The sequence below is a fragment of the Pengzhenrongella sp. genome, from assembly GCF_036565025.1.
In the GTDB taxonomy this organism is placed as follows: Bacteria; Actinomycetota; Actinomycetes; order Actinomycetales; family Cellulomonadaceae; genus Pengzhenrongella.
In genome coordinates, this window is the sequence record NZ_DATCNW010000418.1 from 16,433 (window position 1) to 42,576 (window position 26,144).

Sequence of the window (26,144 nt, forward strand, 5' to 3'; positions counted from 1 at the left end):
GCGCTCACGGCTGCTCGAGCGCGGTCGCGCCACCGGGGGAGACGGCCAGGGTGTGCAGGCCGTCCTCGGGCGCACCGAGCGGCAGCTCGTTCTGCTCGAGCTGATGCTTGCCGAGCAGGGCCGAGCGTGGTGGTTCGATGGGGTACGTCCCGGTGAAGCAGGCGGCGCAGAGCTGGGCGGCAGGCTGCTCGGTCGCGGTGATCATTCCTTCGAGCGAGATGTAGCCGAGCGAGTCGGCGCCGAGCGAGGCGCCGATCTCCTCGGGGCTGAGACCGTTCGCGATCAGCTCCGCACGGGAGGCGAAGTCGATCCCGTAGTAGCAGGGCCATCGCACGGGCGGTGAGGAGATGCGCACGTGCACCTCGGCCGCCCCCGCCTCGCGCAGCATCCGGATCAGGGCGCGCTGGGTGTTGCCGCGGACGATCGAGTCGTCGACGACGACGAGCCGCTTGCCCCGGATGACCTCCTTCAGCGGGTTGAGCTTGAGCCGGATGCCGAGCTGGCGCAGCGTCTGGGACGGCTGGATGAAGGTGCGGCCCACGTAGGCGTTCTTGGTCAGGCCCTGACCGAACGGGATGCCGGACTCCGCGGCGTACCCGACCGCGGCCGGCGTGCCGGACTCCGGGACCGGGATGACCAGGTCGGCCTCGACCGGGAACTCACGAGCGAGCTGGCGGCCCATCTCCACGCGGGTGGTGTGCACCGAGCGGCCCGCGATCGAGGTGTCCGGACGGGCCAGGTAGACGTACTCGAAGACGCAGCCGGCGCGGTCGACCGGGGCGAACCGCTGGCTGCGCAGCCCGTCGGCGTCGATGCAGATCAGCTCGCCCGGCTCGACCTCGCGCACGAACGACGCGCCGACGATGTCGAGCGCGGCGTTCTCGCTCGCGACGACCCAGCCGCGCTCGAGCCGGCCCAGCACGAGCGGGCGCACGCCCTGCGCGTCACGTGCCGCGTACAGGGTGTGCTCGTCCATGAAGACCAGGCAGAACGCGCCCTTCAGGTGCGGCAGGACCTCCAGGGCGGTGGCCTCGAGGGTGTGGTCGGGGTCGCCCGCGAGCAGCGCGGTGACCAGCGCGGTATCCGTGGTGTTGCCCCGCGCCAGCTCGCCGCGGCGCTGCGCGCCGTACCGCTCGGCGACGAGCTCGACGAGCTCCTCGGTGTTGGTGAGGTTGCCGTTGTGCCCCAGGGCGATCGTGCCGCCCGCGGTCGCGCCGAGCGTCGGCTGGGCGTTCTCCCAGGTGCTCGCGCCCGTGGTCGAGTACCGGTTGTGCCCGATGGCGAGGTGTCCGGTCAGCGCGTTGAGCGCCGTCTCGTCGAACACCTGGGACACCAGACCCATGTCCTTGTAGACGAGCAGCTGCTCGCCGTTGGACGTGGCGATGCCGGCAGATTCCTGCCCTCGATGCTGCAGGGCGTACAACCCGAAGTAGGCGAGCTTGGCGACTTCCTCCCCGGGTGCCCAGACTCCGAAGACCCCGCAGGCGTCCTGCGGGCCCTTCTCGCCGGGTAGGAGGTCGTGTGAAAGAAGTCCGTCTCCGCGGTGGGCCACGCGTCAATGGTCGCACGGCCGACGGCGGGCCTTAGCGCTTGGGGCGGCTTCGGCGATCCGCGAGCACCGCGAAAGCCCCTCCGAGCAGCGCACCGAGCGCGGCAAGGCTGAGTGCGGTCAGCCAGATCACGGCGGCCCGGGGCTCGTCTGCAGCCCGCGGGGTCAGCGTGGCGGCCACCGCTCCGACGATCGCGCCGAGCAGGATCCCGGCACGGATGAACGCCCAGTACTTCGGCGCCCGGCGCAGGGCGGCGGGGGTCGCGATGAGGTCGAGGGCGGTCGGGTCGGGGTCGGTCAGGTCGGGGGCCGTCGGGTCGGGAACGGTCGAGTCGGCGCCCGACGGGTCAGCGGCGGGGGCGGGTGCCTGGGCGGCGGCCGGAATCGGCGCGCCGTCTGGGGCGGACTCGGCGCCAGGTACCGGCGTGCCGTGCTCGGGCGCGGCATCGGGGGCGTACTCCGCGCCAGGTACCGGCATGGCGTGCTCGGACGCGGCGTCGGGCACCGGGGCGGCGTCGGGCATGGATTCGGGCGGGGGCTCGGACGCGGGGGTCTCCTGGCTGCTCACGGCGCCCGACGATACCGGCGACAAACCGGCGACGCGTCCGCGAGTTCGCCGGTCCGACGCGAGATCGTCGATCGAAACAGGCGAACTCGCGTCCGAAACGGCGAACTCACCGACCCCGGGGGCCCGGGATCGTCATGGGGCGAGGGGGCCGGGGCGGTGACGGGCCGCCTGGAGCGGGAGGAAGAGGGTCAGGTCGGCGCGGGCGCCGGACGCCGACACCGTGCCGCTATGCAGAGCGTCCGCCCAGCTCAGCGCACCGGTTGCGAGCGCGAGCCACGTCTCCGGGTCGGTCTCGACGACGCTCGGCGGGGTGCCGCGGGTGTGCCGCGGCCCCGCGACGGCTTGCACCGCGCCGTCGGGCGGGACCCGCACCTCGACCGCATGGCCGGGCGCGACGTCGGCGAGCTCCTCGAGCGTGAATCGCACGGCCGTGCGGACGACCGCGCGCGTCGCCGCGGACGGGTCGGCCCGCCAGAGCGCGAGGGCCGCGCGACCGTCGACGGGGTCCGTCCGGCGGCGTGGGGGCATGAGGTTCAGGTTAGTGCTGGCGTTCCCGGGGGCGACCTCCGGCGTCGGCACGCCGGGGCCGATCGCACGACGTACTGGGTGGGCCGACAAGCTGGGTGCCAAGTTTGGGCGCGGCCGTTGCTCGGGCACTGCGATCCAGGGCTCTCCGCGACCGTCAGAGATCGGCAACCCGGGGTCCAGCGCGTTCGGCGCGGTGTGGACAGCCGCGCGGGGGACTCACGGGACAGAAGTGAACGGCGAGGTTTCACATGAGTCCCATCCTCACCACCAGTCACCCGCGCGGCTCTCCACACCGCGACCACCCGTCGCGGGCCCGCCGAAGGGGGTGCGCGGCGGGCGCCCGGGGGTCCGCGCCTGCGAGCGGCCGCGGCCGGCGCCCGGCGGTCCGCGCGGCTAGCGGCCGCGGCGGGCGCTGCGGTGCGTGGCCGTCAGCTGCTTCCAGCGCGCCTTCTCGAGCGCGGCGAGGCGGGCATCCGAGCGCCGCGCCTGCCACGCGGCCTCGCGTCCCAGCCGGCGCCAGCTCTCGAAGCGCCGCTCTGGGAGCTCTCCCGACTCGAGCGCTTCCTGCACCGCGCAACCCGGCTCGCCGTCGTGCGCGCAGTCGTTGAACCGGCAGCGCTCCGCGAGCTCGGCGACGTCGGCGAACGTCGCGCCGAGGGATGCCGCATCGGCGACGACACCGACTGCGCGAAGGCCCGGGGTGTCGATCAGCACGGCGCCGGAGCCGAGCGGCACGAGCTCGCGGTGCGTGGTCGTGTGCCGCCCACGGCCGTCGTCGCGGCGCTCGCCCGTCTCCATCACGTCGGCGCCGGCGAGCGCGTTGACCAGCGTGGACTTGCCCGCACCCGACGGTCCGACGATGACGAGCGTGCTTCTCGGCACCAGCAGAGCCCGCACCGGATCGAGCCCGGCACCGGTGACGGCGCTGACCGCGTGCACGGCGGCGCCCGGAGCGGCGGCTGCGACGTCGGCAGCCATCCCGGCGGCGTCGGGCACGAGATCCGCCTTGGTCAGCACGACCACCGGCTGCGCGCCCGAGCGCCACGCGATCGTCAGCAGGCGCTCGACGCGCCCGAGGTCCGGGTCGGGGTCCAGGTGTTCGGCGACGAGCACGATGTCGACGTTCGCGGCGAGCACCTGGGTGTGCGACGTCCCGCCGGCGGACCCGCGAACCAGCTCGGTCCGGCGAGGCAGGAGCCGGTCGAGCCGAGCGGCACCGTCGGCCCGGTGGCCGACGTCCACGTAGTCGCCGACGGCCGGCACGCGGCGCTCACCTGCGGCGTCGGATACGAGGCCGTCACGGTCAAGCTCGACCCGCACCGGCTCTTCGCGGTCGAGCCCGACCGGCACCAGCCCAGCACCGTCGAGCCCGACCGGCACGAGCCCGTGAGCGTCGAGCCCGACGCGCACGCGCCCGTCACGATCGAGCTCGGCGTACGCGGGTGCGCTGCGTCGCGACTCCGGCGCGGGCATCGGCCCGTCGGTCGGGACGACGAGCACGGAGCCACGGTCGACGCGCGCGATGCGCATCCGGAAGCTGACCATGGGGCCGAACGTAGAACCCCTCAGCCCGCGACCGCCACAGAATTTCCCTTCCCCCGAGCCGCCGATACCGGCTTGCCACAAGCTGGCCTTTCGCCCGGCAACACGCGAGTGCGCGACTTTGGCTGTTGATCAGGCGATTTCAGCAGCCAAAATCGCGCACTCGGTGGACGAGTGGGATGTCCGGTCCGGCGGAACTACCGGCGGTCAGGTTGTTGCGTGGGTGGGGGCGTTCCCGTCGGAGCGTCTGGTCGGGGCCCGGCGTGGTTCTCGGGCCACCCCGCCGGCCAAACCCGACGCGTACCACTCGAGCGCGGCCCTCGGCTCCCGGCGGAACTCGGTGCTCGGTGCTCGGTGCGCTCGGGCAGATCCGTCCGTGCGGAGCATGGTGCGCGAGTGACCAAGATGTCCCGCTGGACGGGCAATTCGATCAACTCCTGCCCCACCAGCACCATGCTCCGCACCGACGGACGATGCCGACCGACGGAGCGAGCGTCTCGAGGGGAGCCGCGACGACCTGTCTGGCAGCCCGCCGCTCAGTGTCCGAGCTTGACGTGGGCCTTCGAATCCTGCGGAGGGAGGTCGTGCAAAGGAGCCGGCCGGGGCGATACGACCGCCCGCGGGGTGCGGCTCCGCGCGGGGTGCGGCTCCGCGCGGGGTGCGGCCACCGGGGAACTACGCGCGGGCGGCGGCTAGTGCGGCGTGGACTACGTGCTCGTCGGTGACGTCGTAGCCGGCGGAGCCGCCGCCGGGGCCCTGGACGCCCGGTGCGACGGCGGGGCGGCGGGCGGAGAGGTGCACGGCGTCGACGCCCGCGGCGAACAGGTCGCCGATGTCGGTGACCCGGACGCCGCCACCGGCCATGATCCGCACCCGGCCACCGGTCGAGCGGGCGTGTGCGGCGACCGTCGCGAGGACGTCGCGGCCGTCGATCGCCCGCGTGGCGCCCCCGGAGGTCAGCACCCGCCGCACCCCGAGCTCGGCGAGCCGGTCGAGCACCGTGAGCGGGTCCGGGACGACGTCGAACGCGCGGTGGAAGGTCACGTGCGCCTCCCCCGCGGCCTCGACCAGGGCACGCAGCGCGCCCGCGTCCACGCCGCCCTCGGACGTCAGGGCGCCGACGACGACGCCCGCCGCACCCGCGCGGACGGCAGCCCGCACGTCGCGCACGAGGACGTCGAGCTCGTCGGCGTCGTAGCCGAACCCGCCGGGACGGGTCCGGATCAGCGGGTGCACGGGCAGGCCGGTCGCGACTGCCGCCTCGATCAGCCCGATCGGCGGCGTCAGCCCGCCGGTCGCCGCGAGCGCGACGCAGAGCTCGATGCGGTCGGCGCCCGCCGCCTGCGCGATCCGCACGCCCGCGACGTCCTGCACCGCGATCTCGACCTCGTGCCAGGTCAGCACGAGGCCATGCTCTCCGACGTACTTCGGGGCAGGTCGGAGCGCCACGTCAGCACCCGTTCCGACGCAGGCGGGCAGGGACGACTCCACGCCCAGCGCGCCACGTCAGCAACTCGAACCCCGCGGACCTCGCCATACCGGCTTCCTGGCCGCCGAACTCGGAGGTTCGTGTCGAACTCGGACATTGCAATGTCCGAGTTCGGACCAGACCTCCGAGTTCGCGCGATCGGCTTTGAGGCTTTCAGTCGGGTTTCGTTCCGACGTCGGCTGGCAGGGGCCGTGCCGGTCATTGGAGCCTGCCCACGTCCGGGCCCCGATCAGCCGAAGTAGGCCGGCAGGGTCGCTTCCGAGACGGTCCTGGCCTCGGATAGCGGCACCGTGAACAGACCGGCGACCTCGACCGCGGGGCTCTGGGCGTCGTCGTCGGCGGTGGGCGCGGGGGCGTCCGCGGTGATCCCGAGCTTGAGCAGCGGGAAGCCACGCGCGCCGACCAGGTCGGCGAACCGGACCGCCTCCGAGCGGGGCACCGCGACGATCGCGCGGGCGGTCGACTCCGAGAACAGGGCCTCGAACGGCGTGACGCCGTCGCGCTCGCAGAGCGCGTCGAGGTCGACGCTCACGCCGGTGCCGTGCCGCAGCGAGGACTCGATCAGCGCCTGCGCGAGACCGCCCTCGGAGAGGTCGTGCGCGGCATCGATGAGGTGGTCCCGCGAGGCGCGCACCAGGATCTCGGCGAGCGTGCGCTCGGCGGCCAGGTCGACGCGCGGCGGCACCCCTCCCAGGTGGGAGTGCACGACGTCGGCCCAGGCCGAGCCGTCGAGCTCCGCGCTGGTCGTGCCGAGCAGGTAGACCGCCTGACCGGGTGCGGTCCACCCGGAGCCGGTCGCGTTCGAGACGTCGTCGAGCACGCCGAGCACGCCGACCACGGGGGTCGGGTGGATCGAGGAGTCGAGCTGCCCCGGCTCGCCGGTGCCGTTGTACAGGGACACGTTTCCGCCGGTCACCGGCACGCCGAGCACCGCGCAGCCGTCCGCGAGGCCGCGGATGGCCTCGACGAGCTGCCACATGGCGTCGGGGTCCTCGGGGGAGCCGAAGTTGAGGCAGTCGGTCACGGCAAGCGGCCGCGCGCCGGTCGTGGCGACGTTGCGGTACGCCTCGGCGAGCGCGAGCTGCGCACCCGTGAACGGGTCGAGCTTGGTGTAGCGGCCGTTCGCATCGGTCGCGAGCGCGACGCCGAGGCCGGTCTTCTCGTCGACGCGGACGACGCCGCCGTCGTCGGGCTGGGCAAGCTTGGTGTTGCCCTGCACGTACCGGTCGTACTGGTCGGTGACCCACGCCTTGGACGCGAGGTTCGGCGACGCGAGCAGGGTCAGCAGGGTGGACCGGAGCTCGGCGGGGGTGGACGGCCGCGCGAGGCCGGCGGCGTCGACGGTGTCCGCGACGAGCGCGTCCTGCCAGGCCGGGCGAGCGTACGGGCGGTGGTAGACCGGACCGTCGTGCGCGACCGTGCGCGGCGGCACGTCGACGACCGTCTCGCCCTTGAAGTCGATGACGAGGCGACCGGTCTCGGTGACCTCACCGAGTACCGCGGTCTCCACGTCCCACTTGAGCGTGATGGCGAGGAACGCGTCCAGCTGGTCCGGCCGCACGACCGCCATCATGCGTTCCTGCGACTCGCTCATCAGGATCTCCTCGGCGCGCAGCGAGGGATCGCGCAGCGGGACGAGGTCGAGGTCGACGTGCATGCCGCCGTCGCCCGCGCTGGCGAGCTCGGAGGTCGCGCACGAGAGGCCCGCGCCGCCGAGGTCCTGGATGCCCTCGACGACCTTGGCGGCGAAGAGCTCCAGGCAGCACTCGATGAGCACCTTCTCCTGGAACGGGTCCCCGACCTGGACGCTCGGGCGCTTGGCGGACGACCGGCCGTCCTCGTCGAAGGTCTCCGAGGCGAGCACGGAGACCCCGCCGATGCCGTCCCCGCCGGTGCGCGCACCGAACAGGACGATCTTGTTGCCGACACCCGAGGCGTTCGCGAGGTGGATGTCCTCGTGCCGCATCGAGCCGATGCACAGCGCGTTGACCAGCGGGTTTCCCTGGTAGGACGCATCGAAGACGAGCTCCCCGCCGATGTTCGGCAGGCCCAGGCTGTTGCCGTAGCCGCCGACGCCGGAGACGATCCCGTGCACGACGCGCTGGGTGTCCGGGTGGTCGATCGCGCCGAACCGGAGCTGGTCCATCACGGCGATCGGCCGCGCGCCCATGGCCATGATGTCGCGCACGATGCCGCCGACGCCGGTCGCCGCACCCTGGTACGGCTCCACGAAGCTCGGGTGGTTGTGGCTCTCGACCTTGAAGGTCACGGCCCAGCCGTCGCCGATGTCGACGACGCCGGCGTTCTCCCCGATGCCGACGAGCAGGTGCTCGCGCATGGCGTCGGTGGTCTTCTCGCCGAACTGGCCGAGGTGCACCTTGGAGGACTTGTACGAGCAGTGCTCGGACCACATGACGGAGTACATCGCGAGCTCGGCGGCGGTGGGCCGCCGGCCGAGGATGTCGCGGATGCGCTGGTACTCGTCGGGCTTGAGCCCGAGGTCAGCCCAGGGCTGCGGATCGTCGGGGGTCGTCGTCGCGTGGTCGACGGTGTCGAGGAACGGGCGGTCGGGTGCGGTGGTCATCTGTTCCCTGCCGTGGGGTCTGCGGAGCCGACCTCAAGGTTACCGGTTTGCACATTCACCCGGTTCCGTGTGACCCTCGTCATATGGAAGCGCTTCCCGACGACGTCGCCACCCCGCGCCCGGTGCCGCCGTCGGGCAGCGCGACCGTCCCGGAGCCGCGTCCGGCCGGTGCCCAGGCGGAGGTTCCGACGGGGGTTCCGACGGGGGTTCCGACGGGGGTTCCGACCGGGGTTCCGACCGGGGTTCCGGCGAACGGCCAGACGGTGACGATCTACGACGTCGCCCGCCGCGCCGGCGTCGGCATCGCGACCGTCTCGCGGGCCCTGCGCGGCTCCGCCCCGGTCGCCGACGCGACCCGCGCCAAGATCCTGAAGGTCGTCGAAGAGCTCGGTTTCCGCCCCAGCCACCTGGGCACCTCCCTCGCGGAGCGCCGGCACGCCGCCGCCGGGATCGTCTTCCCGGACCTCTCCGGCCCGTACTACGCCGAGGTCGTGATGGGCCACGAGGAGGTGGCGTCCAGCCTCGGCCGCAGCGTGCTGATCCAGGCGACCCACGGCCGGCCCGACCCGGAAGCCGCCGCGCGCGACCTCGCCGGGCGCGTCGACGGGCTCGTCCTGCTCGGCCGCACGGTGCCCGACTCGCTGGTCGAGGAGATCCTCGCGACCGGGCTGCCCGTCGTGCTGCTCGCCCGTCCCGCCGTCGGCAACGCCGACAGCGTGCGGATCGACAACTCCACCGCGGCCCGCCAGCTCGGCGCCCATCTCGGGGAGCACGGCTACCGGTCCGCCCGGTTCCTCGGCTCGCCGGACCTGTCGCACGACGTCGCCGAGCGCTTCGCCGCGATCGCGCAGGGCCTCGCCCCCTCCGGCACCGAGCTGGAGCTCACGCCGTGCGACCTCAACGAGGACGCGGGTGCCCGCGTGGCGCGCTACGTGCTGGCGGAGTCCGCCCGGCCGGAGGTCCTGGTGTGCGCGAACGACGAGATCGCGCTGGGCGCGATCATCGCCGCCGAGGAGGCCGGCCTGCGGGTCGGCGTCGACGTTGCCATCACCGGCTGGGACGACATCATGGCCGCCCGCCATGCGCGGCCGGCCCTCACCACTGTCCGACAGCCCATGCGGTTGCTCGGCGCACAAGCGGCGCAGGTGCTCGACGAACGCATCAAGCACCGCCGCACGACGCCCCGGCACGAGGTACTGCCCGCCGAACTGGTGGTCCGGTCCAGCTGCGGCCCGCACCCCTGAGCCCTGCTCAGACTTCCCACCACAACCCCCAAAGAGCACGACCCCCTAGGAGAATCACGATGCGAAAGATCCTGCGTGTCAGCGTCGCCGCGCTTGCGGTGACGACGACGCTGACCCTGGCCGGCTGCGGGCGCAGCGACACCCCGCCCGCCGAGAACAAGACGGCGGCCCCGGTCGCGGCCGGCAAGGCCAAGGGCACCATCAAGGTCTGGGCGATGGGTACCGAGGGGGACAAGCTCAGCGAGTTCGCGAAGGGGTTCACCAAGGAGAACCCGGACGCCAAGGTCGAGGTGACGTCGATCCCGTGGGATGCCGCGCACGACAAGATCTCGACGGCGATCGCCGCGAAACAGACCCCCGACCTCTCGCTCATCGGCACCACCTGGATGGGTGAGTTCGCGTCCTCGGGTGCGCTCGACGCGGTCCCGGCCGGCATCGATCCCGGCACCTTCTACGACGGCGCCTGGGGCACCACCGAGGTCGGCGGCACGGCGTACGCCGTGCCGTGGTACGTGGAGACCCGCGTGCTGTACACGAACAACGCCGTCGCGAAGAAGGCCGGAGTCTCCACGACGCCCGCGACCTGGGACGACTTCGCCGCGAACGCGAAGAAGATGCAGGCGAGCGGCGCGAAGTTCGGCACCACGATCCAGGCCGGCCAGACCGGCGCCTGGCAGACCCTACTGCCGTTCGTCTGGCAGGCGGGCGGACAGGTGATCAGCAAGGACGGCAAGAAGCTCACGCTCGACACCCCCGAGTTCGTCAAGGCGCTGACCTTCTACCAGTCCTTCTTCACCGACAAGGTCGCCCCCACGGACGTCCCGGTCGGCACGATGGAGAGCGACTTCAACGCCGGCAAGATCGGCTCCTTCGTCTCCGGGCCGTGGCACATGGGTATCCTCAAGGACGCCGGCAATAAGGACTTCACGGTCGCTCCGCTGCCCGCGGGCAAGCAGAAGGCCTCCTTCATGGGCGGCAGCGACGTCGCCGTGTTCAAGAGCGCGAAGAACCGCGACGCCGCCTGGAAGTTCATCCAGTGGCTCAGCAAGCCGGAGACGCAGGTGGCCTGGTACAAGACCACCAGCGACCTGCCGGCCGTCTCCTCCGCGTGGGACACCGGCGCGCTCGCCACCGACCCGCAGCTCAAGGTCTTCGGCACCCAGCTCAAGTCCGCCGTCGCGCCGCCCTCGATCCCGAACTGGGAGCAGATCGCGGCCGTGATCGACACCGAGCTCGAGAAGGTCTGCAAGAGCGGGCTCGACCCGCAGCAGGCCGCGACCGCCATCCAGAAGCAGGCTGACGCCATCGGCACAGGACTGTGAGCACGGGGAGGCGCCGCGAGCGCAGCGAGTGGGGCACCCCGCGCGAACCGAGGTCGGAGTAACCAATGTCGGCGACCACCCTTCCGAAGTCCTCCGCACCGGCCTCCGGGCCGGCGCGGGGGGCCGGCCCGGCCGTCCGGCGCTCGACGCCGCTGCGCCGGCGCCGCAGCCGCGCGGCCTGGGGCTTCGCCCTCCCGTTCGTGACCCTGTTCATGGTGTTCACGGCCTGGCCGGTCGTCTCCTCGCTCCTGATGAGCCTGACCGACATCAAGAGCCGCGACCTGCAGAACCCGTTCGCGGTGAACTTCGTCGGCCTCAACAACTTCAAGGCCGTGCTGTCCGACGAGCTGTTCTGGCAGGCGGCACGCAACACCGGCTACTTCGTGATCGTCGGGGTGCCGCTGGTCATGTTCGTCGCGCTGATGATCGCGGTCGGGCTGAACACCGGCATCACCCGGGCCGCCGGCTTCTTCCGCGTCGGGTACTACATGCCCGTGGTGACCTCGATCGTCGCGGTCGCGGTCGTGTGGCGGTTCCTGCTCGCCCGCGACAACGGCCTCATCAACATCGCGCTGAGCTGGTTCGGGATCCAGGGTCCCAACTGGCTCGGAGACGCGAACTGGTCGATGCCGGCGCTCATCATGATGGCGGTCTGGCGCAGCATGGGCACGCTCATCGTCATCTTCCTGGCCGGCCTGCAGGGCGTCCCGACGTCGCTGCACGAGGCGGCCGCGCTCGACGGCGCCAACGCCTGGCAGCGGCTGCGCAACATCACGGTCCCGACGATCCGCCCGACGCTGCTGTTCGGCGCCGTGATCACCGGCATCGGGTACCTGCAGTTCTTCGAGGAGCCGTTCGTGATGACCCAGGGCGGCCCGCTGAACAGCACGCTGTCCGTCTCGTACTACATCTACAAGCAGTTCGGGTTCGGCAACTACGGGATCGCCTCGGCCATGAGCTACATCCTGTTCCTCGCGATCGTGCTGCTCACCCTGATCCAGTTCCGCCTGCTCGGCGAGCACGACCGGCGCCCACGTCGTCGGCCCCGCCGCGCCACCGCCGTTGCTGTTTCCGTTCCGAAGGCCGGGAGCGCCCGATGAGCACCATGACCAAACGCGAGGTCCGGACCGCGGAGCGCAGGTCGATCGCCATCGGCGAGGCCCGCCCGCACGGGTGGCTGTACGCGGTGCTCGGCGTCGGGCTGATCGCCGTCGTCTCGCCGTTCATCTGGATGGCGCTGAGCTCGCTCAAGCCCGAGGCGGAGATCCGGCAGAGCCCGCCCACCTGGTGGCCGCACACCTTCACGCTGGAGAACTTCCAGCAGCTGTTCACCCAGCTGGACTTCCCGCAGTACTTCACGAACTCCGCGATCGTGGCGGTCGCGGTGACGCTCGGGAACCTGCTGTTCTGCTCGATGCTCGGGTACTCGTTCGCGAAGATCGACTTCTGGGGCCGCGACTGGCTGTTCCGGATCGTGCTCGGCACCCTGATGATCCCCGGCGTCGTGCTGCTGGTCCCGCTGTTCGTGCTGGTCAGCAGCCTGGGACTGGTGAACACCTATGCGGGGCTGATCCTGCCGTTCCTCGCCGGACCGTTCGGGGTGTTCCTGATGCGGCAGTTCATCAGCGGGCTGCCCGACGAGCTGATCGACGCCGCCCGGGTCGACGGCGCGAGCGAGCTGCGGATCTTCGCGCGCATCATCATGCCGCTGTGCAAGCCAGCCCTCGCGACCCTCGGCATCCTCACCTTCCTGGGGTCGTGGAACAACTTCCTGTGGCCCCTGGTCGTGGCGAGCACCGAGGACAAGTACACGCTCCCGGTCGCGCTCGCGCTGTACGCCGTCGGCCAGAACAAGACGGAGTACGGCCTGCTGCTGGCGGGTGCGGTCGTCGTCGTCGTGCCCGTGATCCTCGTCTTCCTCGCGCTGCAGAAGCACTTCATCCAGGGGATCGCCACCACCGGCATCAAGTAGGGCCCCTCGTTCTCCGGTTCGGTTCGCCGGATTTCCCTCGCAGCACCGCACGGCCTCACCTCTGCGCACCCACCCACCGAAGGACTCAACGATGAGACTCCGCCCGCTTCTGGCGGCGGCCACCGCCGCCTGCCTGCTGACCGCCGTCGCCGCACCGGCCATGGCCGACTCGACGCCGGTCCCGCCGACGTCGAGCAAGCTGACCGGCGCCGACCGCGCCCAGCTCACGAAGTACGCGGTCGACACCTGGAAGTCGTTCGCCGCGATGACGGACGAGAAGACCGGGCTGCCGGCCGACAACATCGAGGGTGACCTCGCCGCCGGCTCGCGCTCGGGGTACACCTCGCCGACCAACATCGGCGCGTACATGTGGAGCACGGTGGTCGCCGAGAAGCTCGAGATCATCGGGCACGCGGAGGCGCACGCACGGCTGGCCCGCACCCTGGGCACGCTCTCCACGATGGAGAAGCACACCCCGAGCGGCATGTTCTACAACTGGTACGACGAGGCGACCGGCAAGAAGCTGACCACCTTCCCCGGTGGCGACGCCGTCGACCCGTTCCTGTCGAGCGTCGACAACGGCTGGTTCGCGGCCGCGCTGATGGTCGTGAGCAAGGCAGAGCCGAGCGTGCGCCCGCAGGCCGAGGCGATCCTGGCGGACATGGACTTCGGGGCGTTCTACGACCTGAACCAGTTCGGCGGCACCCGTCCGGGCATGGTGTACGGCGGGTTCTGGCCCGACAAGCCCGCCGGGACGGCGTGCCCCGGCACCCTGGCGAACGGCACCCCGGTGCAGTTCACCTGCAACCACTACGACATCCTCGACTCCGAGCCGCGGATCGTGACGTACCTCGGCATCGCCCGCGGCCAGATCCCCGCCACGGCCTACTTCGCGACCAGCCGCACGTTCCCCGCGAGCTGTGACTGGTCCTGGCTCGAGACCCGCCCGGTCGGCGTGACGCGCAACTACCTCGGCCTGAACGTCTTCGAGGGCGCGTTCGGCTACCGCGGCATGAACATCGTGCCGACCTGGGGCGGGACGATGTTCGAGGAGCTCATGCCCGACCTGTTCATCCCGGAGGCGGCGTGGGGCACCAAGAGCTGGGCGATCAACCACCCGCTCGCCGTCCGCGCGCAGATCGAGCACGGCATGGACCAGGCCAAGTACGGCTACTGGGGCTTCTCGCCCGCGAGCGACCCGTTCGGCGGGTACCGCGAGTACGGCGTCGACGAGATCGGCATGAGCCCGGACGGCTACACCTCCGACCGGGAGCGCACGAACGTCGACAACGGCTACGCCGGCTGCCGCGAGGCGACCAACCCGACCCCGACGTTCGGCGACGGCGTCGTCACCCCGCACGCGTCGTTCCTCGCGCTGCCGTACGCACCGCGGGAGTCGATGGACAACCTGGCGGGCATGAAGACCAAGCTCAAGGCCTACGGTCCCGGCGGCTTCTACGACTCCGTCGCGACCCGCAGCGGCACCATCGCCAAGCGGTACCTGTCCCTCGACCAGGGCATCGTGATGGGCGCGCTCGGGAACGTGCTCGGCGAGAACGTGCTCAAGGACGCGTTCAGCACCGGCGCCGTGGAGCGCACGGTTCGACCGCTGATCGCGCAGGAGCAGTTCGGCTCCGGCTACGCCGACGGCCGGCCCGTGACCCCGTAACGGGTCCCCGCGACGCCGGGTGGTGGCGCCGGGCGGTCGTCTACCAGGTCTACGTCCGGTCCTTCGCGGACTCGGACGGGGACGGGGTGGGCGACCTCCCGGGCTCACGTTGCGCCTCGAGGCGGCGATCGCCGATTCGCGCCGCGAACTGGGAGTTGTTGTCGTGTTCGGGCTCGAAAGACGACAACGACTCCCAGTTCGCGGACCGGCGCCGCCGGGTGGCTGGGTCCTACGCTTCGCTTTGGCGGACGATCTCGTCGACGACGCGCGCGATCGGCGCGGTGGCGTCGATTGAGATGCCGTTACTCGGGAGGTCTTCCTTCGTTCGATGCAAGCGCGCAATGAGTTCTCGTTCCGCTTGCTTGCCGCCCCACTCATCTTCCGTTCGCCCGTCGAGCCGCCGGCTCAACGTCTCGGGGTCGACGTCGAGGACAAAGACGCCGTCGAACAGCGCGATGAACTTCGAGTAGTTCCTGGAGCCGCCGCAGAAGAATGTGACCGCCGCATCCTGGTCGGCGACCAGGGCTTTTACGCTGTCCACCTGCCAGATGTGGTGCTCGTGCGTGGAGCCGTCCGTCGGGGTACCAGTCTCCGGGTCGCCCTGATAGGCCAATTCGTTGTCACCATTGATGGCACGGTAGCCGCGCCGCTGCAATTCTCTGCACACCGACGTCTTGCCGGTCCCGGAGACACCTTCGATCAGATAGTTCCGCACGCCCATCGCTATGCGGACTCGGCGTCGACCGGGTCCGATTCGGCGCTCGCCGGCCGCACGACGCCAACGGCCGGCGCCCCGGCGACCGTCCCGGTCTCGCGCCCCAGCGACTTCTCCAGCACGGGCGCCTCGCCGGACTCGCGCTGCGCTCGGTAGTACTCCCGCGCCTCGTCCTGGCGCGCACGTTCGGCGCCGCTCGCGATGGGCGCGCGGACGTGCTCGGCACCGTAGCCGAACGCGTTCACGAGGTCCTGCGCGTGCGGGCGCAGCCGGGTCAGCAGCCGGTCGATGTAGGACGTCACCGTGCGGGCCCGGCCCGCGGACAGCCGGCCGTGGATCAGGTACCAGGCCAAGTTCCGCTCGATGACGGTGAGCCCGTACAGGTCCCGCACCCAGGTCAGCACCCGGCGCGTGCCGGGGTCCTCGATCAGCTCCAGCCCGACCGTGAACTCCTGCCACAGGATCAGGTCGGCGTGCGCGCGCGCAGCCTCGATGAGCTCGTGCTGGTGGTTGTTGAACAGGGCCGCGGCATCCTCGCGCGAGGACCGGGTCGCCGGCCGCAGCGCAGCGGCGACCTCCGCGACCATCGTTTCGACCCGTCCTGTGAGCAGCTCGCGCTGGGTCTCGGCCTCCCGCAGCTGACCCGCCGAGCGGCGCACATCGCCGCCGTCGGCCAGGGTCTGGACGGCGCGCAGCAGGGGGGTGCGGTGCAGGGCGGCGTCGGCCGCGCGGTTCGCGACGTAGCGCGCGACCCCGCCGGCGTCGATGTCCTTGAACTCGCGCGCGTAGTCGGCGAGCAGCCGCTTGGCCACGAGCTGCAGGAGCACGGTGTTGTCGCCCTCGAACGTCGCGTAGACGTCGAGGTCCGCGCGCAGCGAGGCGAGCCGGTTCTCGGACAGGAAGCCCGCGCCGCCGCACGCCTCGCGGCAGGCCTGGAGCGTGTCGATCGCATGCCAGGTCGACGTCGGCTTGAGTGCGGCGGCCAGCGTCTCGAGGTCCTCGCGCTGCTCGTCGGTGTCCGTCGTGCCCGAGAACACGTCGTGGAAGGTCTCGAGCAGGGTGTCGTGCGCGAAGTGCGCGGCGTACGTCTGGGCGAGCCTCGGCAGCAGGCGGCGCTGGTGCTCGGCATGGTCGAGCAGCACGACCTCCTGGGTGGCCGAGCCGCCCGAGAACTGTCGGCGCTGGTTGCCGTAGGTGATCGCGATCATGAGGCCGAGCTTGCTGACGTTCACCGCCGCGCCGTCGAGCGAGACGCGGCCCTGCACCAGGGTGCCGAGCATCGTGAAGAAGCGGCGCCCGGGGCTGGTGATCGGCGAGCTGTAGGTGCCGTCGACCGCGACGTCGCCGTACCGGTTCAGCAGGTTCGTGCGCCCGATGCGCACGCGGTCGAAGTGCAGCCGGCCGTTGTCGAGCCCGTTCAGCCCGCCCTTGAGCCCGTCGTCCTCGCCGCCGATGCCGGGCAGGAAGTCCATGGTCGCCGGGTCGCGCAGCGGCACGTAGAACGCGTGCACGCCGTGGTTCACACCGCCGGTGATCAGCTGGGCGAAGAGCACGGCGGCCGTGCCGTTCACGGCCGCGTTGCCGAGGTAGTCCTTCCAGGCGGCGCGGAACGGGGTCTGGATCACGAACTCCTCGGTCGCCGGGTCGTACGTCGCCGTCGTGCCGATGCTCGCGACGTCCGAGCCGTGGCCGGTCTCGGTCATCGCGAACGCGCCGAAGACCTCGGCCGACATCGCCCGGGGCAGCAGCCGGCGGTGGTGCTCGGCGGTGCCCAGGTGCAGGATCGCCGACGCGAACAGGCCCCACTGGACCCCGGCCGCGATCTGCAGCGACGGGTCCGCGGCGACCAGCTCCTCAAATCCGGCGAGCATGCCGCCGTCGTCCTCGGTGCCGCCGAGCTCGACCGGGAAGGCGCGCAGCACGTCGCCCTCGACGGCGAGGGTCTTGACCTGCGCCACGATGCGCGCGCGGTGCTCGGCCATCGACAGGCCCTCGATCTTCGCGAAACGTGGGTCGGCCACCCGCACCCGCGCGGCCCGCCGCAGGTCACCCCAGCGGCCGAGCAGCACGTTCTCGAGCCGCTCGACATCGACGATGGCGGCCTCGGGGTTCACCGTGACGTTGGCGGTGCGATCGGTCGTGCTGCTCATCGGGGCTCCTGTGCGGGTTCGGTCGTCCGTCGAGGGGATGTGGTGGTCGGGGCTGGGCGATCGTGGTCGGCGGCGAGGCGGGCGTCGTCGGGCACGACGGCGAGGCGGCCGCGGGTGAGCACGCCCACCGGGCCCGCCCACAGCCACGCGGCGACCTGCGCGGTGAGCTCCTCGCGGTCCAGGCCGTCGGCGTCCTCGGTCCGCCGCAGCCAGCGTTCGCCCGCCCCTCGCACGAAGCCGACGGCGCCGGACGCCCACGTCTCGGCCATCACGCGGCGGTCGGCGCCGGCGGGCGAGCCCGCCTCGGTGAGCGCCAGCGCGAACGGGGCGGCGACCAGGTCGGTGACCGCATCGAGGAATCGGCCGATCGGCGACTCGGACTCGAGCGAGCCCTCACGGGTCACGAAGAAGTACACGTGGGGTGAGGACTCGATCATCTCCAGGTACACCCCGACCATCGCCCGCAGCCCGTCGCGCGGCGTGACCGCCGAGTGCAACGCCTCCTCGAGCGCACCCTGGATCTGGGCCACGACCGCCTCGGCGACGGCGACCCGCAGCCCGGTCCGGTCCCCGAAGTAGCGGTAGACGATCGACTTCGAGGTGTTGGCCGCCGCCGCGATCTCGTCCATGGACACGTCGGGCCCCTGGTGGTGCACGACCTTGCGCGCGACGCGCACGAGCTCGGCGCGACGGGCCTCACGGTGGTCGACCCACCGGGTGGAGCGACCGTCCCGGGGCTCGACGACGGCGCCGTCGGGCGGCATCGTGGGGTCCGTCGACGGCGAAGGATCTGGTGTGATCTGACTCACAGGACGGACAGTATCAGGTACTGTCAGTACTGGACACTGTGCCGGGATCACCGGCCCGGCCCGCCCGGAACGGATCAACCCGCACCGCTCAACGATGACGACGCGAGAGGACCTGCCATGGCCGTACCCGAGACGAACGCGACCGGCTCCCCGACTCCCCACCGCCCGGGCGCGCGACGCGCCGTGATCGTCGGCGGGAACCGGATCCCGTTCGCCCGCGCCGGCGGCACCTACGTGGCCGCGAGCAACCAGGACATGCTCACCGCGACGCTCGACGGGCTGGTGGCCCGGTTCGGGCTGCAGGGCGAGCGGATCGGGGAGGTCGCCGCGGGCGCGGTACTCAAGCACTCCCGGGACTTCAACCTGACGCGCGAGGCCGTACTCGGCTCCGCACTGGCACCGCAGACACCGGCGTACGACGTCCAGCAGGCCTGCGCGACCGGGCTCGAGGCCGTCGTCGGACTGTCGAACAAGATCCGCCTCGGCCAGCTCGAGTCCGGGATCGCGGCCGGGGTGGACAGCTCCTCCGATGCGCCGATCGCGGTCAGCGACGGGCTGCGCCGGATGCTGCTCGAGCTGTCCCGCGCCAAGACCCCTGCTCAGAAGCTCGCCGCCATCGCCAGGCTCCGCCCGAAGGACCTCACGCCCACCGCGCCCAGCATCGTCGAACCGCGCACCGGGCTGTCGATGGGCGAGCACCAGGCGCTCACGACCGTCGAGTGGGGTGTGCGCCGCGAGGCGCAGGACGCCCTCGCCCATACGAGCCACGCCCGGCTCGCGGCGGCCTACGACGCGGGCTTCTTCGACGACCTGCTCACCCCGTTCCGGGGGCTGACCCGCGATGCGAACCTGCGACCCGACAGCAGCCTCGAGCGGCTCGCGACGCTGCGCCCGGTGTTCGGCCTCGGGCTGGAGGCGCCCGCCACGATGACCGCCGGGAACTCGACCCCGCTGTCCGACGGCGCGTCGGCCGTGCTGATCGCGTCGGACGAGTGGGCCGCGGCGCACGACCTGTCGGCCCTGGCCACCGTCGTGGACGCCGAGGCGGGTGCGGTGGACTTCGTGCACGGCAAGGACGGGATGCTGATGGCGCCGGCCTTCGCGGTGCCGCGGCTGCTGGCCCGCAACGGCCTGCGCCTGTCGGACTTCGACTTCGTGGAGATGCACGAGGCGTTCGCGGCGACCGTGCTCGCCACGCTCGCGGCGTGGGAGGACGAGAAGTTCGGCCGGCTGCGCCTCGGGCTGGACGGACCGTTCGGGTCGCTCGACCGCGACCGGCTCAACGTGTGCGGATCCTCCCTCGCGGCCGGTCACCCGTTCGCCGCGACCGGCGGACGCATCGTGGCCACGGCCGCGAAGCTGCTCGCCCAGCGCAAGGCCGAGCTCGGCGGGCCCGACGCCGGGCGTCCGGTCCGCGCCCTGATCTCCGTCTGCGCCGCCGGCGGCCTGGGCGTCACCGCGATCCTGGAGGCAGCGTGAGCGACACCTATCTGACCCTCGTCAACACGGGGCTCACGAAGAAGCTCGCCGGGCGCCTCGGGCTGCCCCGGCCGGTTCCTCTGCTGCGCCACCAGCCCGGTCAGCCGCTGGTCGCCGGGCCGGTGCTGGTGCTCGGCTCCGAGAGCAGCGCCGACGACGCGAAGGCCGTCGCGGCCGCGCTCGGCGGCTGGGCGGTCGACGTGCGCCGGGACGTGGTGCCCGGCGAGACGTACGCCGCCGTCGTGCTGGTGCTCACCGAGATCGCGCACCCGGACGAGCTGTCCGCGCCGGTGCTCGCCGTCGGCGGGATGCTGCGCTCGCTCGCCCGGCACGGCCGGATCGTCACCCTCTCGCGCCCGGCGACGCCCGACGACGCGCCGGCCGTCGCGGCCGCCCGGCAGGCCGTGGACGGCATGCTCCGGTCGCTCGCGAAAGAGCTGCGGGGCGGCTCGACCGCGAACGGGGTGGTGCTGGCGTCCGAGGTCGGGGCGCAGGCGCCGTCGGTGCTCGGGGCGTTGCGGTTCTTCCTGTCGACCCGGTCCGCGTTCGTCGACGGTCAGCTGCTCATGGTGGACAGCGAGGCGGGGACGCTGCCGGCGGACTGGGACGCGCCGCTGACCGGTCGGGTCGCGGTCGTGACGGGGGCGGCCCGCGGGATCGGGGCGGCGATCGCCGACCTGCTCGCGCTGGACGGGGCGAAGGTCGTCGTCGTCGACGTGCCAGCGGCCGGCGAGGCGCTCGCCGGGGTCGCCAACCGGGTGCGGGGCACCGCGGTGCAGCTCGACATCACGGCGCCCGACGCCGGGGAACGGATCCTCGAGCACACGGTGGGGCGGCACGGACGACTCGACATCGTCGTGCACAACGCCGGCATCCTGCGCGACCGGCTGCTGGCGAACATGACCCAAGAACGGTGGGACGCGGTGCTCGCGGTGAACATCGCCGCGCAGCTGCGGATCAACGAGCAGCTGCTCACGTCGGGCGAGTTCACCCAGGCCCCGCGGATCGTCTCGATCGCGTCGACCAGCGGCATCGCCGGCAACCGGGGCCAGACGAACTACGGCGCGTCCAAGGGCGGCGTGATCGGCATGGTCCGGGCCACCGCGCCGCTGCTCACGGCGTACGGCGGCACCGCGAACGCCGTCGCGCCGGGGTTCATCGAGACCGACATGACCGCGAAAATCCCGTTCGCGCCGAGGGAGCTCGCCCGGCGGGCCAGCTCCCTGAGCCAGGGCGGGCTGCCGATCGACGTCGCCGAGGCCGTGGCGTTCCTGGCCAGCCCAGCCGCCGGCGGGATAGTCGGCCGCGTCCTACGCGTCTGTGGCCAGAACCTGGTCGGCGCGTGAGGCGGCCCGCCAGTTTTCGGAAGGATCTGCTCGTGGGGCGCACCGATTCTTCCGATTCTCTCCGGGCGCTTGACGTCGAACTCGGCGAGGTCCCGGGGCTGGGTGGGCTGTACGCGCGCGGGGCCGGGGCCTCGGTGCGGATGACGGTCGCGGCGCGGGTGGGGCGCGGGCGCAGCGCGCTCGAGTCGCTGGCGCTCGGCGGGCCCGGTCTCGGGCCCGATCGGCGCGGGCTCGGCGCACTGCCCACCGTCGCCTACCTCGCGCGCGACGTCCGCGCCGACGCCGACCGGCTGACGGCCTACCAGCACCTGCTCGGCGAGAGCGCGTCGGACGTGCTGCCGGCCGGGTTCGTGCACGTGCTCGCGTTCCCGGTCGCGATGGCACTGATGGTCCGGCCGGACTTCCCGCTGCCGCTCGCCGGGCTCGTGCACGTCGCGAACCGTGTCGAGCAGCGCCGGCCGGTCGCCCTCGGGGACGTGATCGACGTCCGGGCCTACGCCGAGGACCTGCGCGCGCACCGGTCCGGCACCCAGGTCGACTTGGTGACCGAGATCCGCCTCGCGGGCGAGCCGGCCGACGTCGAGCCGGCCTGGCGCGGCCGCTCCACGTATCTGGCCAAGGGCAGCCACCTGTCAGATGCTGCGCGGTCCCTGGCGCGCGCTCGGTCTGACACGTCGGGGGATGGGGTGGCGAGGGGTGGCGGGTTGCCGATGCCGACCGGGCAATGGCGGCTCGCGGCCGACGTCGGGCGGCGGTACGCGGCGGTGTCCGGCGACCGGAACCCGATCCACCTCTCGGCGCTGACCGCGCGGGCGTTCGGGTTCCCGCGGGCGATCGCGCACGGGATGTACACGGCGTCCCGGGCGCTGGCGACCGTCGGCGCCGCGCGCACCGACGCATTCACGTGGACCGTGGCGTTCACCAGCCCGGTGCTGCTTCCCGGCACCGTCACCGTGCGGGTCTCCGGCGACGACGGCGCCTTCACCTTTTCCGGCTGGAATGCCCGCACGGCAAAGGTGCACTTCACCGGAACCGTCGTCCCGCACTGAAAACCTCCGCGTTCTGCAAACTTGCCCGCGTTCTGCAAACTCCCGGAGTTCGCAGAATGCGCCCTACTTTGCAGAACCGGGGTGCTGGACGCCGGGTTGGTCGCTAGGGTCGGGCCATGGACAGTGGGGTTCCGGCGGCGGCTCGGCCTGCCGCGAGCATCGACGAGGTTGTCGCACGAATGCGGTCCATCGACGCCGCGCTTCCGGCGCACGACGGCGTGGCCAGCTTCAACCGGATGTATCTCGACGTCACGGTGGCCGTGAGTCAACGAGTCGCGCAGGGGGGATTCGGCGACCCGGCGTTCGTCGCGCATCTCGACGTCGTGTTCGCCAACCTCTACTTTCGCGCGATCGATGCCATGTCCGGGCCCCGGTCCGCGGTGCCGGTGGCGTGGCGGCCGCTGCTCTCCGCCCGCAAGAACCCCGGGATCGAGCCCATCCAGTTCGCCCTGGCCGGGATGAACGCCCACATCAACCACGACCTGCCGCTGGCCGTCGTGAGAACCTGCCGGGAACTGAGAACGACGCCCGACGACGGCCACCACCACGAGGACTACGAGAGGATCAACGTGCTGCTCGATGCGGCGGACGACGCCATCCGGCGGTCCTTCGAGCCGAAGGACCTGGTCGCCGTCGACCGTCACCTGTCGGCCGTGGCCAACGTCATCAGCAACTGGAGCATCAGTACGGCGCGCGAGGTGGCGTGGCAGACGGCCCAGGCACTGTGGGACGTCCGCGGCTTCGCACCGGCCTCGGATCTGCTGACCAACGCGCTGGCCCGCACCGTGGCGATGGCCAGCCGAGGTCTCCTCGTCGTCGTCTGACTACTCGTTGCCTTCAAGGGGCTGAATCGGCTCCCGATGCGCTGCCCCCGGGCCGTCCGTTGAGGTAAGCCCGCACCATCTTCACGATCAAAAAGATCACCCGGCCGCGCGGCCGGACGCCGTCGGGCATGGCAGGGTCTCAGGCGTGAGACGACGCATCGGAGACGTGAACCTGCCCGAGCTGACCCTGTACACCGGGGACCTCGAGCCCGACGGCGACTTCGACGGCCTCGAGTTGCGCGACCTGGACCTCTCCGGCCAGAGCGCCGAGAACGCACGGTTCCTGGACTGCCGATTCGCCGGCTGCGTGCTCGACGACGCGGCGCTGAACCACGCGCAGATCGCCGACACGGTGCTGGAGGAGGTGCGGGCGCATACGCTCGAGGCCATCGAGACGACCTGGCGCGACGTCGCAGTCTCCGGCTGCCGGCTCGGCGCGGTGACCGCGTACTCGGCGCAGCTCACCCGGGTGCGGATCTCCGGCGGGAAGCTCGACTTCGTCAACCTGCGCGACGCCGACCTGACCGACGTCGTGATCGAGGACTGCCAGATCGGCGAGCTCGACCTGGGCGGCGCGCGCCTGACCCGCGTCACCCTCGCGGGCTGCCGGGTCGGCAACCTCGACGTCACGCGGGCGACCCTGGACCGGTTCGACCTGCGCGGCGCGGACCTCGCCGGTCTGCGCGGCCTGGGCAGCCTGCGCGGCGCGATCATCACCCCGGACCAGCTGATCGAGATGTCCGGCCCCCTGGCAACCCACCTGGGCCTCACCGTCCGCGAGTAAGACTCCGCCGAGAGTGGACTAACCGCCCGTTTGAAACGTCAAAACAAGGCGGTTACTCCACTCTCGGCGGAGGGGTTCGGGCGCGGGCGAGTGCAAAGCGGCGAGTCCGGAGTTGTCAGACGCTGCGCGGTCCCTGGCCCGCGTTGGGTCTGACAACTCTGGGGTGCTTCCGGGTGTGATCGGTGAGTTCGCCATATTGGTGCGAGTTCGCCGGTTTCGAACGGCGAACTCGCATCAAACAAGCGAACTCGCGGCCGGGGCGACTCGCGCCCGGACCGTCAGGCGCAGGCGGCGGCGGTGCCGGCCAGCGCCGACAGGCCGTGCAGCTCGAGCAGCGGGCGGGGGTCGTTCTGGACGGTCCAGCAGCCGTCGACGACCTCGTAGGTCGCCGTCGGGCCGTCGGCGAGGTAGGCGCGGACCCCGACCAGCAGGCGGTCGACCGTCTCGGCATCCGTCCCGACGCCGATGCTCGCGCGCACCGCACCGGCGGGCACGCCCAACCGGGCCAGCAACGGGTGCGCGCAGAACTTGCCGTCCCGCACGCCGATCCCGTGCTCGGCCGCGAGGTAGGCCGCGACGAGGCCCGGGTCGTGCCCGGCGACGTTGAACGTCACCACGCCGATCGGCTCGACGGAGTCCGCCCAGATCCGCACGACCTCGACGCCGTCGATCGCCACGAGGCCGCCGACGAGCAGCAGGCGCAGCTCGCGCTCATGGGCCTCCAGCGCGCCGTCGGGCAGGGCGGCGAGCGTCTCGCACGCCTCGGCCAGCGCGATCGCGCCGATCACGTTGGGCGAGCCGGCCTCGTGCCGCGCGGGCGCCGTCGTCCACAGCGTCCGGTCGACCCGCACGTGCTTCACGGCGCCGCCGCCCGCGAGGTACGGGGTGCCCTCGTCGAGCCAGTCGCGCCGGCCGACCAGGGCGCCCGCGCCGAACGGCGCGTACGTCTTGTGCCCGGAGAACGCGACGTAGTCCGCGCCGGTCTCGGCGAGCGAGAAGCCGCGGTGCGGCACCAGCTGGGCGCCGTCGACCACGACGCGCGCGCCGGCGTCGTGCGCGAGCCGCACGACGTCGTCGATCGGCAGTGCCTCGCCGGTCACGTTCGACGCGCCCGTGGTCGCGACCAGCGCGTATGACGTCGTGGCGAGCTCGCGCGCGAGCGCCTCGAGCGTCCCGGCGACGGTGTCCTCGAAGGGCAGCACGGTCGCGTTCAGGCGCTGCCAGGGCAGCAGGTTCGCGTGGTGCTCGACGTCGAGCACGAGGACCTTGCCGCCGGGCGGCACGCAGCCGGCGAGCAGGTTCAGCGCGTCGGTCGTGTTGCGCGTGATGATCGCGAGGTCGTCCTCGCGCGCTCCGACGAACCGCTCGATGGTGTGCCGCGACGCCTCGTACAGCGCGGTCGACACCTGGGACAGGTACCCGGCGCCGCGGTGCACGCTCGCGTACAGCGGCAGCACCTCGGTGACCCGGGCCGCGACGGCCTCGAGCGCGGGGGCACTCGCCGCGGAGTCGAGGTTCGCGTAGGTGCGCGTGCTGCCGTCGATCAGCGGCACGCGGGTCGCCGCGCCGACGACGGGCAGCAGCGCGCCGGGCCCGGTCGAGCGGGCGTCGGTGCGGGTGGGCGCGCAGGTCGCGCTCTCGGTGATCACAGACATGAAATGCCTCCGGTAGGTCCATCGGGACCACGTCGTGAGGCCCCGCGCTTGCCCGGGCCGATTGGCCAAGGCCAGGTCGTCACCCGGGGCACCCCGCCGCGGAGGAGGGTTGCCGGCCAGCAAGCCGGGGCTATCTGCTGGCACTCATGACCTGTGAAGAGAATCGACCACGCCCCGCAGGACTGTCAACCCGGTCGGCCCCCGATCGCCAAATGTCTAGTAAATGGTCGGAAATGTCTCACTGGTCGGACGGCACCCGTTCGGCGCTTGGACTCGACCGGGCTGGGGACGTAGCATCCGGAGCACCATCCAGAGCGGCCGAGAGATCTGGCTCGTTGACGCCGCAGCAACCCCCCAAAGCCTCCGGGCGGCGGGCGAGGGTGCTACCGCCAGGACGATGGAGGCGCATATGAGCACAACGACCGACCCTGCCAAACCCACGACCTACGCGGGTGACCTCACTCCTGCACAGGCGTGGGAGTTGCTCGAGGGCGACGAGCGCGCCGTCCTGGTCGACGTGCGCACCGCCGCCGAGTGGCGCTACGTCGGGGTGCCCGACGTCGGCTCGCTCGGCCGGGCGCCCGCGCTTGTCGAGTGGATCGGCTACCCGAGCGGCGCGCAGAACCCCCGATTCCTGGACCAGCTCGCCGCGGCCGGACTGGCCGCAGGCGACGGTCGCCCGGTCGTCTTCCTGTGCCGCTCCGGCGTGCGGTCCATCGCCGCGGCACAGGCGGCCACCGCGGCCGGGCTCGGCCCGGCGTACAACGTGCTCGAGGGTTTCGAGGGCGGCGTCGACCGCGCCGGACACCGCGGCGCGACCGGCTGGCGAGCAGCCGGCCTCCCATGGAGCCAGGCGTGAGCGCCGA

Annotated in this window: 21 protein-coding genes and 2 riboswitches; of the genes, 11 read left to right on the forward strand and 10 right to left on the reverse strand. The window is 72.1% G+C overall.

Annotated features, from left to right (window positions below):
• Window positions 1-4: 4 nt before the first annotated feature.
• The 6 genes from purF to purL form a co-directional block, all read right to left on the reverse strand.
• Entirely contained in the window at window positions 5-1,552 is a 1,548-nt protein-coding gene (purF, locus tag VIM26_RS23980; RefSeq protein WP_331955847.1) for an amidophosphoribosyltransferase, read from the reverse strand.
• 31 nt (window positions 1,553-1,583) lie between these two features.
• On the reverse strand, window positions 1,584-2,117 hold the full coding sequence (locus tag VIM26_RS23985; protein ID WP_331955848.1) for a hypothetical protein: 534 nt from the start codon (window positions 2,115-2,117) through the stop codon (window positions 1,584-1,586).
• Between the two features lie 132 nt (window positions 2,118-2,249).
• The gene (locus VIM26_RS23990) at window positions 2,250-2,645 is read right to left on the reverse strand and encodes a sterol carrier family protein (RefSeq protein ID WP_331955849.1); all 396 of its coding nucleotides are present in this window, start codon (window positions 2,643-2,645) and stop codon (window positions 2,250-2,252) included.
• A gap of 393 nt (window positions 2,646-3,038) precedes the next feature.
• The gene (gene rsgA / locus VIM26_RS23995; protein WP_331955850.1) at window positions 3,039-4,190 is read right to left on the reverse strand and encodes a ribosome small subunit-dependent GTPase A; all 1,152 of its coding nucleotides are present in this window, start codon (window positions 4,188-4,190) and stop codon (window positions 3,039-3,041) included.
• A gap of 672 nt (window positions 4,191-4,862) precedes the next feature.
• On the reverse strand, window positions 4,863-5,591 hold the full coding sequence (locus VIM26_RS24000) for a copper homeostasis protein CutC (RefSeq protein ID WP_414696559.1): 729 nt from the start codon (window positions 5,589-5,591) through the stop codon (window positions 4,863-4,865).
• 314 nt (window positions 5,592-5,905) lie between these two features.
• Window positions 5,906-8,260: a phosphoribosylformylglycinamidine synthase subunit PurL gene (purL, locus tag VIM26_RS24005; RefSeq protein WP_331955851.1), complete on the reverse strand. Its 2,355-nt coding sequence runs from the start codon at window positions 8,258-8,260 to the stop codon at window positions 5,906-5,908.
• An 83-nt stretch (window positions 8,261-8,343) separates the two neighbouring features.
• Between purL and VIM26_RS24010 the strand changes: the two genes are divergently transcribed.
• The 5 genes from VIM26_RS24010 to VIM26_RS24030 all read left to right on the forward strand — a co-directional run bounded on the left by VIM26_RS24010 (window position 8,344) and on the right by VIM26_RS24030 (window position 14,467).
• Window positions 8,344-9,504 carry a LacI family DNA-binding transcriptional regulator gene (locus tag VIM26_RS24010; RefSeq protein WP_331955852.1) on the forward strand — a complete coding sequence of 387 codons (1,161 nt, stop codon included), beginning with the start codon at window positions 8,344-8,346 and terminating at the stop codon, window positions 9,502-9,504.
• 59 nt (window positions 9,505-9,563) lie between these two features.
• Window positions 9,564-10,826, forward strand: coding sequence for a sugar ABC transporter substrate-binding protein (locus VIM26_RS24015; protein WP_331955853.1), 1,263 nt, complete (start codon window positions 9,564-9,566; stop codon window positions 10,824-10,826).
• 65 nt (window positions 10,827-10,891) lie between these two features.
• Entirely contained in the window at window positions 10,892-11,926 is a 1,035-nt protein-coding gene (locus VIM26_RS24020; RefSeq protein ID WP_331955854.1) for a sugar ABC transporter permease, read from the forward strand.
• A 5-nt stretch (window positions 11,927-11,931) separates the two neighbouring features.
• On the forward strand, window positions 11,932-12,798 hold the full coding sequence (locus VIM26_RS24025) for a carbohydrate ABC transporter permease (RefSeq protein ID WP_414696560.1): 867 nt from the start codon (window positions 11,932-11,934) through the stop codon (window positions 12,796-12,798).
• A gap of 91 nt (window positions 12,799-12,889) precedes the next feature.
• Window positions 12,890-14,467, forward strand: coding sequence for a glucoamylase family protein (locus tag VIM26_RS24030; RefSeq protein WP_331955856.1), 1,578 nt, complete (start codon window positions 12,890-12,892; stop codon window positions 14,465-14,467).
• Between the two features lie 229 nt (window positions 14,468-14,696).
• Here VIM26_RS24030 and VIM26_RS24035 read toward each other — a convergent pair whose 3' ends face one another.
• Genes VIM26_RS24035 through VIM26_RS24045 form a run of 3 tightly spaced genes read right to left on the reverse strand, consistent with a single transcriptional unit; the run spans window position 14,697 to window position 18,141 of the window.
• Complete coding sequence (locus VIM26_RS24035) at window positions 14,697-15,188, reverse strand: AAA family ATPase (RefSeq protein WP_331955857.1); 492 nt, start codon at window positions 15,186-15,188, stop codon at window positions 14,697-14,699.
• A 2-nt stretch (window positions 15,189-15,190) separates the two neighbouring features.
• A complete protein-coding gene (locus VIM26_RS24040) occupies window positions 15,191-17,332 on the reverse strand; it encodes an acyl-CoA dehydrogenase (RefSeq protein WP_331955858.1) in 2,142 nt (713 codons plus the stop codon).
• The gene (locus VIM26_RS24045; protein WP_331955859.1) at window positions 17,329-18,141 is read right to left on the reverse strand and encodes a TetR/AcrR family transcriptional regulator; all 813 of its coding nucleotides are present in this window, start codon (window positions 18,139-18,141) and stop codon (window positions 17,329-17,331) included. Before VIM26_RS24045 ends, VIM26_RS24040 begins: the two co-directional genes overlap by 4 nt.
• A 117-nt stretch (window positions 18,142-18,258) precedes the next feature.
• Between VIM26_RS24045 and VIM26_RS24050 the strand changes: the two genes are divergently transcribed.
• The 5 genes from VIM26_RS24050 (at window position 18,259) to VIM26_RS24070 (ending at window position 23,623) form a co-directional block, all read left to right on the forward strand.
• Window positions 18,259-19,620, forward strand: coding sequence for an acetyl-CoA C-acetyltransferase (locus tag VIM26_RS24050; RefSeq protein ID WP_331955860.1), 1,362 nt, complete (start codon window positions 18,259-18,261; stop codon window positions 19,618-19,620).
• The gene (locus VIM26_RS24055; protein WP_331955861.1) at window positions 19,617-20,966 is read left to right on the forward strand and encodes a 3-oxoacyl-ACP reductase; all 1,350 of its coding nucleotides are present in this window, start codon (window positions 19,617-19,619) and stop codon (window positions 20,964-20,966) included. Before VIM26_RS24050 ends, VIM26_RS24055 begins: the two co-directional genes overlap by 4 nt.
• 32 nt (window positions 20,967-20,998) lie before the next feature.
• A complete protein-coding gene (locus VIM26_RS24060) occupies window positions 20,999-22,015 on the forward strand; it encodes a MaoC/PaaZ C-terminal domain-containing protein (RefSeq protein WP_331955862.1) in 1,017 nt (338 codons plus the stop codon).
• 116 nt (window positions 22,016-22,131) lie between these two features.
• Entirely contained in the window at window positions 22,132-22,839 is a 708-nt protein-coding gene (locus VIM26_RS24065) for a DUF5995 family protein (RefSeq protein ID WP_331955863.1), read from the forward strand.
• Window positions 22,840-22,984: 145 nt separating this feature from the next.
• Window positions 22,985-23,623: a pentapeptide repeat-containing protein gene (locus VIM26_RS24070; RefSeq protein WP_331955864.1), complete on the forward strand. Its 639-nt coding sequence runs from the start codon at window positions 22,985-22,987 to the stop codon at window positions 23,621-23,623.
• A gap of 278 nt (window positions 23,624-23,901) precedes the next feature.
• Here the strand turns inward: VIM26_RS24070 and VIM26_RS24075 are convergent, their stop codons facing one another.
• A complete protein-coding gene (locus tag VIM26_RS24075) occupies window positions 23,902-25,278 on the reverse strand; it encodes an aminotransferase class V-fold PLP-dependent enzyme (protein ID WP_331955865.1) in 1,377 nt (458 codons plus the stop codon).
• Between the two features lie 39 nt (window positions 25,279-25,317).
• Window positions 25,318-25,430: riboswitch (SAM riboswitch) on the reverse strand.
• A gap of 150 nt (window positions 25,431-25,580) precedes the next feature.
• Window positions 25,581-25,682: riboswitch (SAM riboswitch) on the forward strand.
• Window positions 25,683-25,687: 5 nt separating this feature from the next.
• Here VIM26_RS24075 and VIM26_RS24080 point away from each other — a divergent pair.
• A complete protein-coding gene (locus VIM26_RS24080) occupies window positions 25,688-26,137 on the forward strand; it encodes a rhodanese-like domain-containing protein (RefSeq protein ID WP_331955866.1) in 450 nt (149 codons plus the stop codon).
• The last annotated feature ends 7 nt before the right edge of the window (window positions 26,138-26,144 follow it).

Bases quoted from the DNA above. Each gene is read 5' to 3' on its own strand.
- VIM26_RS24010 (WP_331955852.1), top strand. From the start codon at position 8,344: ATGGAAGCGCTTCCCGACGACGTCGCCACCCCGCGCCCGGTGCCGCCG.
- VIM26_RS24040 (WP_331955858.1), bottom strand. From the start codon at position 17,332: ATGAGCAGCACGACCGATCGCACCGCCAACGTCACGGTGAACCCCGAG.
- VIM26_RS24030 (WP_331955856.1), top strand. From the start codon at position 12,890: ATGAGACTCCGCCCGCTTCTGGCGGCGGCCACCGCCGCCTGCCTGCTG.
- VIM26_RS24020 (WP_331955854.1), top strand. From the start codon at position 10,892: ATGTCGGCGACCACCCTTCCGAAGTCCTCCGCACCGGCCTCCGGGCCG.
- rsgA (WP_331955850.1), bottom strand. From the start codon at position 4,190: ATGGTCAGCTTCCGGATGCGCATCGCGCGCGTCGACCGTGGCTCCGTG.
- VIM26_RS23990 (WP_331955849.1), bottom strand. From the start codon at position 2,645: ATGCCCCCACGCCGCCGGACGGACCCCGTCGACGGTCGCGCGGCCCTC.
- VIM26_RS24075 (WP_331955865.1), bottom strand. From the start codon at position 25,278: ATGTCTGTGATCACCGAGAGCGCGACCTGCGCGCCCACCCGCACCGAC.
- VIM26_RS24080 (WP_331955866.1), top strand. From the start codon at position 25,688: ATGAGCACAACGACCGACCCTGCCAAACCCACGACCTACGCGGGTGAC.
- VIM26_RS24035 (WP_331955857.1), bottom strand. From the start codon at position 15,188: ATGGGCGTGCGGAACTATCTGATCGAAGGTGTCTCCGGGACCGGCAAG.
- purL (WP_331955851.1), bottom strand. From the start codon at position 8,260: ATGACCACCGCACCCGACCGCCCGTTCCTCGACACCGTCGACCACGCG.
- VIM26_RS24050 (WP_331955860.1), top strand. From the start codon at position 18,259: ATGGCCGTACCCGAGACGAACGCGACCGGCTCCCCGACTCCCCACCGC.
- VIM26_RS24025 (WP_414696560.1), top strand. From the start codon at position 11,932: ATGACCAAACGCGAGGTCCGGACCGCGGAGCGCAGGTCGATCGCCATC.
- VIM26_RS24015 (WP_331955853.1), top strand. From the start codon at position 9,564: ATGCGAAAGATCCTGCGTGTCAGCGTCGCCGCGCTTGCGGTGACGACG.
- VIM26_RS24065 (WP_331955863.1), top strand. From the start codon at position 22,132: ATGGACAGTGGGGTTCCGGCGGCGGCTCGGCCTGCCGCGAGCATCGAC.